The organism is Actinomyces acetigenes (assembly GCF_031296635.1).
In the GTDB taxonomy this organism is placed as follows: Bacteria; Actinomycetota; Actinomycetes; order Actinomycetales; family Actinomycetaceae; genus Actinomyces; species Actinomyces acetigenes.
Window position 1 is genome coordinate 20,084 of the sequence record NZ_JASPFC010000032.1, and the last position, 9,433, is coordinate 29,516.

Sequence of the window (9,433 nt, forward strand, 5' to 3'; positions counted from 1 at the left end):
CGGCGAACGTTTGAGCGGATGCTCAGTGGGTGGCGTCGTAGCGCGCCCGGGCCTGGCTGACTGTGCCGAGGTGCTCGGTGGCCCAGGCCTCAACGTGAGCGAGTGCCTCCGCCAGCCCCTTACCTGAGTCGGTGAGCTCGTAGGTCACTCGAGGCGGGATCTCCGGGTACTGATGGCGCTCGATGAGTCCATCGCGTTCAAGGCCCCTGAGGGTCTGGGTGAGCATCTTGGTGGAGATACCATCGACACGGGTCGATATCTCCTTGAAGCGCTGTGGCTGGCCGGCTTCGTGAAGCGCCCCGACGACGAGTACGGTCCACAGGTCGCCGAGTGACTTGAGCAGACCACGTGAGGGGCAGCTGCGGCTATAGGGATTGGGCGCCATCTGCCCCGCCTTGTGCGTGCCGGTCGGCTGCTCAGTGTCGGACACGGTGTCTCCTCGTGTGCTTGGTCGCTGATCCGTCGTCGGCCGCCCACACGTGTGAGCGGCCGACGACGGGCATGGGTGACAGGTTACCTGCGAACCGGGAGCCTTATCCGAGCCTTACTTGAGCCTCACTCAGACACGACAGCGAGGCCTCCGGTCCAAGCGACCTGCTCCGTGACGCCCAAGGCGATGTTCAGCGCCCCGAGTGCCTCCAGACGCTCCGCCCGCTTGAGCTCGCCGGCGTCGGCCCACGTCAGTCCGGCGGCCTCGACGAACGAGCGCAGGCTCGTCTTGGCCTCCGCGGAGTCTGAGGCGGCCAGGACAGTGGCCGGGCGAGCACCGATGGTGCCGCTCGCCAGGACGGCGGCGAAGACGGTGTTGAAGGCCTTGACCACCCGGGCGCCCGGGAGCCTCACGGCGAGCTCGGCGGCCGCAGAGCTACCGGCCGGTACGAGCGAGTCGAGAGTGGTGAAGTCCAGGGGGTTGGTCGGGTCGACAACGACCTTGCCGGTGAAGGCCTGCGCACCATAGGTGGCGATGACGTCGTCAATGGCGGCGTAGGGCAGGGCGAGGACGACGATGTCACCGGTCAGGGGCGAACCGATCTCGGCGACGTCGGCACCCGAGGGGCCGGTGGCCTTGGAGGTGTCGCGCACCAGGACCTGAGTGCTGGCACCGGCCTTGACTGCCAGACCTGCGACCGCTGATCCGATGTTGCCGGCGCCGATGATGGAGATGGAGGGGACGGACATGAGAGCTCCTTGAACGTTTGGTGTTGAACGAACAACTAAACTCTCTCACACGCACTCACTTTCCGAAAGAGAGTGACTGTATGCAAGAGATCACTAACTGTCGTCGCGCACGCTCTCTGCCATCACTGACACGCCGAGCGCCGCGGGCCTCTCGCCGCTCAGAGCAGCTTCTTGGAGGTGAGCCAGTCGGTGGCGATGACCTTGGAGCTGAGCTTCTCGCCGGTGGAGCGCTGGTTGAGGGAGCGCAGCTCGTCGGGGGTCAGCAGGGCCGAGACCCGGTTGATGGCGGTGGCCGCGATGGCCGGCAGTGAGGCGGAGACCAGCGGGGTGACGTTCTGCGGGAGGATGAGCATCTGGGGGTCGGACAGGATGACGAGGTCCTTGACCCCGATGGCGGGGTCGGAGGAGTAGATGTCGGCGACGTCGACGGTGCCGTCGGTGAGGGCCTTGACGGTCAGGGGTCCGCCGGAGTCCTCCACCGGCGTGACGGAGGCGTCGACGCCGTAGACGGCCTTGAGGCCCTTGGGACCGTAGGGGCGGGTGGCGAACTCCGAGTTCGCGGCGATCGTGATGGACCGCCCCAGTGAGGCCAGGTCGCCGATGGAGGTCAGGGAGTGTGCCTGGGCGGTGGCCTTGGTGACGGTCAGGGAGTCCTGATCCGTCGCCTCGGCCGGGTTCAGAACGGTCAGCGAGTGCGGCAGGATCCTCAGCAGGGTGTCCTGGATGGAGGCGGTATCGCTGGCGGTGCGGGAGGCGGTCGCGGCGGTGGGGCTGCCTGAGGCGGAGGTCTTGCTGTAGTACTCCAGCAGGTTGCCGCCGTACTCGGGGATGGCGTGGATCTTGCCGGCCTCGAGCTCGGGCAGGTAGACCTCCCGCTGGCCGATCTGGTACTGGCGGGTGACGCTCAGGCCCGTCTTCTCCATCATCTGGGCGTAGAGCTCGGCGATGATCTCGTTGGAGTAGTACTGCTGGCTGCCGATGATGATCGGGCCACCGGAGTAGCCCCCCGAGGCTTGGTCGACGGCGAAGGGGTCGGTGTCGGAGCAGGCGCTCAGGGCGAACAGGCCGGTGGTCGCGCCGATGCCGGCCAGCAGGCCACGTCGCGTCAGCTGCTTGCCGGGGCGCGGGTTGGACGGTGCGGTCATGCTGATTCCTTCCGGTGCTGCCGGGCACCCGGGGGCGTGACACCCCATTGGATGAGGGCGAAGACGGCCTCGGAGGCCAGGGCGAGGGCGATGACCAGGAGCGCTGAGGCGAGCATCATGACGTAGTCCTGGGTCTTGAGGCCCAGGAACATGAGTCGGCCGAGCCCGCCGGCGCCGGTATAGGAGGCCAGCGTGGCGGTGGAGATGACCTGGAGGCTGGCCGAGCGCAGCCCGCCGACGAGCAGCGGCGCCCCCAGGGGGATCTCGACCCGGCCCAGCACCTGCAGCTCGCTCATGCCGCTGGCCCGGGCGCCGTCGACGGCCATGGTGGAGGCTGCCCGCACCCCGCTCATGGCTCCGGCCAGGACACTGGGCAGGGCCAGGATGACGAAGGCGATCATGGGGGCGCTCAGGCCGACCCCGAGCACGAGGCCGAACAGCGTGATGAGGCCGAGGGTGGGCAGGGAGCGGGCCGCGCCGCTGAGCGGCTGCACCCAGGTGCGCCCGCGTCCGGTGTGCCCCACCCACCAGCCGGCGGGGACCCCGATAAGAGCGGCGATGAGGACACCGGCCAGGGAGTAGAGGACGTGCTGGACCAGCAGCGGGCCGATCCCCATGGCCCCGCTCCAGTGAGCGGGATCGGCGATGTAGGCCAGGGCGGCCAGGACAAACCTCACGCCTGCCCCTCCTGACTGTTCGGGGCGGCTGCACAGGCTCCGGCAGCGACTGCCCCGGCATCGCCGGCGCGCTTCCAGGTCCAGGGCAGGCACAGCCGCCCCAGCGCGAGGACGAGCCCGTCCAGGACGAGTGCCAGGGCCGCGGTGGCCGCCAGGCCGGTAACGATCTCCGCAGTGATGCCGCGCTGGAAGCCGTCGGTGAATAGCCAGCCGAGACTGCGCACGCCGAGGACCGCCCCGACAGTGGTCAGTGAGATCGTCGAGACCGTCACCACGCGCAGGCCTGTGAGGATGGCGGGTCCCGCCAGCGGCAGCTCGACGGTGAGGAAGCAGCGCAGGCGCCCCATGCCCATGGCGGTGGCGGCGTCCAGGACGCGGGCGTCAACGGCGTCGAGCGCGTCGGCGGTGGCCGGCACCAGGAGCGCCAGCCCGTAGAGGGTCAGGGCCACGATGACGTTGAGCGGGTCGCGGATGCCAGTGGCCAGGATGATGGGGAGGACGACGAACAGGGCGAGGGACGGCACGGCGTAGAGCAGCGAGGAGCCGGTCACGAGCACGGCGCGCAACGGGCGGGCGGTGCGGGCAAGGCGGGCGATGGGGATCGCCAGGACGAAGGAGGCGATGATCGCGGGAACCGCCTGGAGAAGGTGGGCCAGGAGGTGCCCGGCGATGGTGGGCAGGTTGGCCAGGACCCAGCTCATGCCCGCTCCTCCGCCTCCGTGGAGACTTCGTCGGCCAGGCGCCCGACGGCGCGGCCGGCCCGGTCCAGGACGATCCGGGACTCGGCGACGTCCGTGAGCTGAAGCTGGCGGGCGGCGTCATCGAGGCCGAGGAAGCGGGCGACGAAGTCGTCGGCCGGGTCGGCCAGCAGCTGGGGGCCGCTGCCGCGCTGGGCGACCTGGGCCCCTTCGCGCAGGAGGATGATCTCGTCGCCCAGGGCCAGGGCCTCGTCGACGTCGTGGGTGACGAAGATGATGGTCTTACCCAGCTCGGCCTGGATGCGGACCATCTCGCGCTGGAGGTCGCGGCGCACGAGCGGGTCGACGGCGCCGAAGGGTTCGTCCATGAGGAGCACCTCGGGGTCGGCAGCCAGTGCCCGGGCCACACCGACCCGCTGAGCCTGGCCGCCAGAGAGCTGGTGGGGGTAGCGCCCGGCCAGGTCGCGGTCAAGGCCCAGCATGTCCATGAGCTCGAGCGCCCGCTGCCGGGACTCATGGCGCCCTACGCCTTGAAGACTGGGGACCAGGGTGATGTTGTCGATGACGCGCCGGTGCGGCAGCAGCCCCGCGTTCTGCATGACGTAGCCGATGGATCGACGTAGAGCCACCGCGTCGCGGGCGGCGACGTTCTCGTCATCAATGAGGACCCGTCCGCTGGAGGGCTCCACCATGCGGTTGACCATGCGCAGCAGGGTGGTCTTGCCGCAGCCGGATGATCCCAGCAGGACGGTGGTGGTGCCGGCCTCGATACGGGCCGAGAAGGAGTCGACGGCGGGTGAACCTGATTCGGTGCCTCTCCCGGCCGGGTACTGCTTGGTGACGGCGTCGAAGGTAATGGTGCTGCTCATTGCGGGTGCCGGGTGTCCTCTCATGGCCTTTGGCGGCGCGTCCCGATGGCGTGTCGCCACCGTACCAGCCAACACCTGCCGATCTGTCAGGTGTTGGCTTTTCCCAAGATGATTGGTGCAGGATTGAAAGCAAACACCCAGGTGCTCACCATCTACACGTCGAAGGTATCGACGATCCTCTCCCACTTAACACCGCAGCAGTGCGCACCATTCCTACACTGCATGACTGGGCGCTCAGGCCGCCAGCGACACGGCCTCATCGATTCATCATCCCGGTGTCTCATGCCGGCTCAACCCAGGAGCGTCGCGATAGTGCAGGAGACCGCCAGCAGCGGGAAGGTTCCCTGCTTGGCGGCTGCGCCGCGGTGGGGTGCCGAGGCCAGGGCCAAGACCACGGCAGCCGCCAGCATGGCTCCGGTCCCGGCCAGGATGAGGGCTGCACCGACCCCCACGTGCCCCAGGGCCACCAATGCGACTCCGGTCAGCGCCTGGAGAGCCAGGAAGAGGTTGTAGAAGCCCTGGTTGAAGGCGTAGAAGGCGTGCGGCCTGGCCTCCTCGGGCGTGCCTCCGAAGGTCTTGCGGGCCAGAGCCCCCTCCCAGGCGATGGACTCCATGTAGAAGATGAGGACGTGGAGGGCGGAGGCCAGGACAGCGAAGACCATGGCAGCAGTCAGCATGATTTCTCGATTCATGAGGACGAGCGGAAACCGAATCCTCAACTGCCCCACCGCCGTCGTTATTCCCTGGAGCGCCCCGAGATGTCCCGGAGCCTGCCGGGATCAGGAGGCCGCCTGCTTGGTCACCCAGGCGATGAAGTTCTCCTCGCCGGTGCCGGTCAGCTCGGCCATCGTGTGCCCCTGCCCCCAGATGGTGGCGAAGTCGACGTTGCCGGCTCCGGCCTGCTGGAGCGCCAGGGCGAGGTTCACCTCGACGGTGGAGGCCGTGTCGCCCTGGGTGATGCCGGTGCGGATGCGCCAGGCGGGGGCGATGGTGGAGCTGCCTCGCCCCTTGGAGTCCTGGGTGAGGTAGTACAGGGGGTCGTACATGGACACGCGCGTGACCATGTCGGTGCCGACCGAGTCCTTGGCGGCCAGGTCCTTCTCGTAGGCGGCGACGCCGTAGTCCTTGTTCCAGCCCGACAGGCTCGCGTACCTGGACTGGCCCTTGGAGATGACCTCGCGGCTCAGGGACGAGAAGTGCTGCTTGTTCTCCCCCGAGCCCATGACGAGGTTCTCGGTCTGGGCACGGTCAACGCCGTCGAAAGCCCCCACGTCCTTGGAGGCGTTCTTCTGGGAGGTGACGAAGCCCTGCAGGCCGGTGATCGTCGCAGTCTTCTTGGAGGCGTCGTAGGTGACCCACTGCGAGGAGGAGTTGAGGAAGGCGATGTACTCCTCCACCGTCTTGTAGGTGGTGGACTCGCCACTGCCCTGACTGCCGCCTCCGGGAGTCCCGCCCTTGGGGGGCGTGCCGCCGGCGTCACTGGGCGGGGTTCCCGACGGCGTCCCGCCGCCTCCGCCGGGCCCCATCCCCGCCATCTCGGTGGAGGAGGGCGTGTAGGGGAAGGTGGTGGCCGCCAGGAAGTCGTTGAGGGACTTCTGGATGACCGACACGAGGTGGTCGTAGTAGGAGCCCGACAGGTAGGTGCCCTGGGAGGAGGACTCCAAGGTCAGGGGCTTGCCCTGAGAGTCGGTGAGCTTCAGCCCGTTGAGGTAAGCGGGGAAGGCGGCCACGAGGTCCTGGGAGTAGGCCCGCGTCCAGGTGCCCTCGGCCCGGGTGTCGGAAGAGGCGAACTGGCCCATGTTCCACTCGTAGGCGGCGTTGGCGCTGTCCAGGCTGGTGATCGGGCACCAGCACATGGCTCCGGCGACGGCGTCGGACAGGGCCTTGCCGCTGGTGTCAGTGGTGGCGGCCCCCAGGACGGCCAGGTAGGGGGCGAACAGCTCGCTGTCCCCGGAGGCTCCGGCGACGGCGCTCTGTGCCCCTCCCCCGCTGTGCCCGAAGACGTAGACCTTCGCGGCGTCGCCGGGCACGGCGGCGGAGTTGTAGCGCCGGTAGCGCACGGCGGCCTTGAGGTCGGCAACGCCCCAGGGCGCGTTGCCGGAGTAGGTCTGGGAGTTGGAGTCCTTGCCGCGCAGGCCCGCGTGGACGTAGATGAAACCGGCCTCCATGTAGGCCTTGATGGTGTCGTAGGAGTACTCGGAGGGCGGCTTCTGGGCGGAGTATCCCGGGGTGTTGACCGGGAAGACGGTGGGAGCGGTGGCGGCGGTGAAGCTGCCGACGGCGCCCGAGGTGTTGACGGTGACCGTGTAGGTGCCGTTGCCGTTGTCCTTTCCGGTGAAGTAGGCACCGGGCACGTAGACGCCCAGGGTCTCGTAGTCCGAGGCCTGGGGCGTGGCCACGTAGCGCAGACCCAGCTGGTAGTAGACCTTGTGGTCGGCGTCGTAGCGCCAGGCGGCGTGATCCAGGGCGAGCTTGGCGTCGGTGGGCGCCTGCGACGAGGCCGTGGAGGAGGCCTGCGCGGTGGCCCCTCCGGTGGAGCAGGCTCCCAGGCCCAGGAGTCCTGCGGTGGCGGGCAGGGCGGCAAGGATGGTGCGTCGTGGCAGGTTCATCGTGGTTCCCTCCGGCACGCTCAGTCGCGTGCCTCACTCGGGTGTCTGCATACGTGGCTAGCACATCACCTTAAGGCAAGGACGATCCCAGGACGCGGCTGTGCCGCTTCTGTGAGTCGGCATCCGCCTGATGGCGGGCGCGACAGGATGCGGGCTCGGCTCGCGCACACGGCGACGGCGCCGCCCTGGTGTGAAGGGCGACGCCGTCGTCGGATTGAGGGGCAGTCCTGAGAATCAGTCCTCAGCGGCGCTGGGGTGAGTCATGTCCATGGGGACGACCCACTTGTCGAACTCCTCGGCGGTGACGAAGCCGAGCTCGAGGGCAGACTCGCGCAGGGACAGGCCCTTGTGGTGCGCGTTCTTGGCGATCTTGGAGGCCTTGTCGTAGCCGATGTGGCGGTTGAGGGCGGTGACCTGCATGAGGTTGGTCTCCAGGTTGGCCTTGATCCGTTCGGTGTTGGGCTCGATGCCGTAGGCGCAGTGAGTGTCGAAGGAGACGCAGGTGTCACCCAGGAGCTGGATGGACTCCAGGACGCACCAGGCCATGACCGGCTTGAAGACGTTGAGCTGGAAGTTGCCCTGGGATCCGGCGAAGCCGACGGTGGCGTCGTTGCCGAAGACCTTCGTGGCCACCATGGTCATGGCCTCGCACTGGGTGGGGTTGACCTTGCCGGGCATGATCGAGCTGCCGGGCTCGTTCTCCGGGATGATGAGCTCGCCGATGCCGTTGCGGGGGCCGGAGGCGTACCAACGCACGTCGTTGGCGATCTTCATGAGGGCGTCGCCCAGGACCCGCAGAGCGCCGGAGACCTGAACCAGGGCGTCGTGGGCGCCCAGGGCGGCGAAGAGGTTGCCCGCCTGGGTGAACTCGATACCGGTCTCCTCGGAGATCTTCTTGGCGCACAGGGCCCCGAACTTCGGGTGGGCGTTGAGACCGGTGCCGACGGCGGTCCCGCCAATGGCCAGCTCACGGGCACGAGAGTCGGCGTAGCGGATGCCGTCGAGGGCGAAGTCGATCTGGGCGACCCAGCCGCTGATGACCTGCCCCAGGGTGATGGGGGTGGCGTCCTGCAGGTGGGTGCGGCCCACCATGACGACGTCGGCGTAGGCCTTGGCCTTGGCGTCCAGGGTGTCGCGCAGCTGCTGGACGCGCGGGTACATGGCGGCCAGCTCGTTGACGACGGCGATGTGCATGGCCGTGGGGAAGGTGTCGTTGGAGGACTGGCCGCGATTGACGTGGTCGTTGGGGTGGACCGGGGTCTTGGAGCCGCGCTCGCCGCCGGCCAGCTCGATGGCGCGGTTGGAGATGACCTCGTTGGAGTTCATGTTGGACTGGGTGCCCGAGCCGGTCTGGAAGACCACGAGCGGGAACTCGGCGTCGAGGTCACCGGCGATGACCTCATCGCCGGCCTTGGCGATGAGCTCGGCGATGTCGGCGGGCAGCTCACCGAGCTCGGCGTTGGCCAGGGCGGCGGACTTCTTGAGAATCCCCAGGGCCTTGATCATGGGGCGGCCCCACACGAAGGTCTCGCGGCCGATGTCGAAGTTGTGCAGGCTCCGCTCGGTCTGGGCCCCCCAGTAACGGTTGGCGTCCACCTCGATGGTGCCCATGGAGTCGGATTCGGTGCGGGTCGTGACAGCCTGGTTGGGCGTCTTTGCATCAGTTGTCATAGGTGCAAGGTTAGGTGCTCGCGGTGCCTGCCGTGCGAGGACGGGCGTCCCAGACACGTCTCAGATCGCTACCGGCCGACACCGCTATGGTCACCTCGGCGCCGGCGGCGTTCCTGGCAACCAGCGGTGGGGCGTCAACTGTCGCGCTGTGCGTCGGCACGTCGGGCGATCTGACGGGCGCCGTCCATGGCCGGACCGGGGTCCTCCACATGCACCACGCCTGACCAGCTCAGCCCCGCCTTCGTGCACATTGGTCGACTCGGAACGGGAGGAGGGGTCCGGGCCCGGAACTGGGCGTTGAACCATGGCCTCCGGGCCCGCCCTTGAGCAAGCGCCTCGCGTTCGTACCTTAGAGCGCGCTTTCGTACCCTTAACCCCCTGTGCTGTCTCCTCACTTCTGAGACATTTGAGTGTCATGGCTTCTGAGACGTTTGAGTGTCATGACTTGTGAGACGTTCGGTGGTGTCGGGGTGGTAGCGGGATGAGTCTGTAGGGCGGTTTCTTGGTGTCGATGGTGGAGCGGTTGCCTTGCTGCCTCTGGGTGGGTTGGGGCCAGGGCAGGGACACGAAGCGGCGTCCGTCGGG

The 9,433-nt window shown here is 68.1% G+C and carries 9 protein-coding genes; all 9 read right to left on the minus strand.

The window, feature by feature from the left end; all coding sequences use genetic code 11:
• Positions 1 to 22: 22 nt before the first annotated feature.
• The 9 genes from RIV14_RS11015 to fumC all read right to left on the minus strand — a co-directional run bounded on the left by RIV14_RS11015 (position 23) and on the right by fumC (position 8,848).
• A complete protein-coding gene (locus tag RIV14_RS11015; protein ID WP_081379626.1) occupies positions 23 to 430 on the minus strand; it encodes a winged helix-turn-helix transcriptional regulator in 408 nt (135 codons plus the stop codon).
• Between the two features lie 125 nt (positions 431 to 555).
• Positions 556 to 1,179 (minus strand): NADPH-dependent F420 reductase, encoded by a 624-nt coding sequence (locus RIV14_RS11020; RefSeq protein WP_075373580.1) that lies wholly within the window; start codon positions 1,177 to 1,179, stop codon positions 556 to 558.
• Between the two features lie 158 nt (positions 1,180 to 1,337).
• On the minus strand, positions 1,338 to 2,324 hold the full coding sequence (locus RIV14_RS11025) for an ABC transporter substrate-binding protein (protein ID WP_075373579.1): 987 nt from the start codon (positions 2,322 to 2,324) through the stop codon (positions 1,338 to 1,340).
• Positions 2,321 to 3,001, minus strand: a complete 681-nt coding sequence (locus tag RIV14_RS11030) for an ABC transporter permease (RefSeq protein WP_075373578.1) — start codon at positions 2,999 to 3,001, stop codon at positions 2,321 to 2,323. Before RIV14_RS11030 ends, RIV14_RS11025 begins: the two co-directional genes overlap by 4 nt.
• Positions 2,998 to 3,702, minus strand: a complete 705-nt coding sequence (locus RIV14_RS11035) for an ABC transporter permease (RefSeq protein WP_075373577.1) — start codon at positions 3,700 to 3,702, stop codon at positions 2,998 to 3,000. Before RIV14_RS11035 ends, RIV14_RS11030 begins: the two co-directional genes overlap by 4 nt.
• Complete coding sequence (locus RIV14_RS11040) at positions 3,699 to 4,568, minus strand: ABC transporter ATP-binding protein (protein WP_075373576.1); 870 nt, start codon at positions 4,566 to 4,568, stop codon at positions 3,699 to 3,701. Before RIV14_RS11040 ends, RIV14_RS11035 begins: the two co-directional genes overlap by 4 nt.
• 290 nt (positions 4,569 to 4,858) lie before the next feature.
• Positions 4,859 to 5,245, minus strand: coding sequence for a DUF1304 domain-containing protein (locus tag RIV14_RS11045; RefSeq protein ID WP_075373575.1), 387 nt, complete (start codon positions 5,243 to 5,245; stop codon positions 4,859 to 4,861).
• Positions 5,246 to 5,347: 102 nt separating this feature from the next.
• Positions 5,348 to 7,177 carry a subtype A tannase gene (locus RIV14_RS11050; protein ID WP_075373574.1) on the minus strand — a complete coding sequence of 610 codons (1,830 nt, stop codon included), beginning with the start codon at positions 7,175 to 7,177 and terminating at the stop codon, positions 5,348 to 5,350.
• Positions 7,178 to 7,411: 234 nt separating this feature from the next.
• On the minus strand, positions 7,412 to 8,848 hold the full coding sequence (fumC, locus tag RIV14_RS11055) for a class II fumarate hydratase (RefSeq protein WP_070660029.1): 1,437 nt from the start codon (positions 8,846 to 8,848) through the stop codon (positions 7,412 to 7,414).
• Positions 8,849 to 9,433 lie beyond the last annotated feature (585 nt).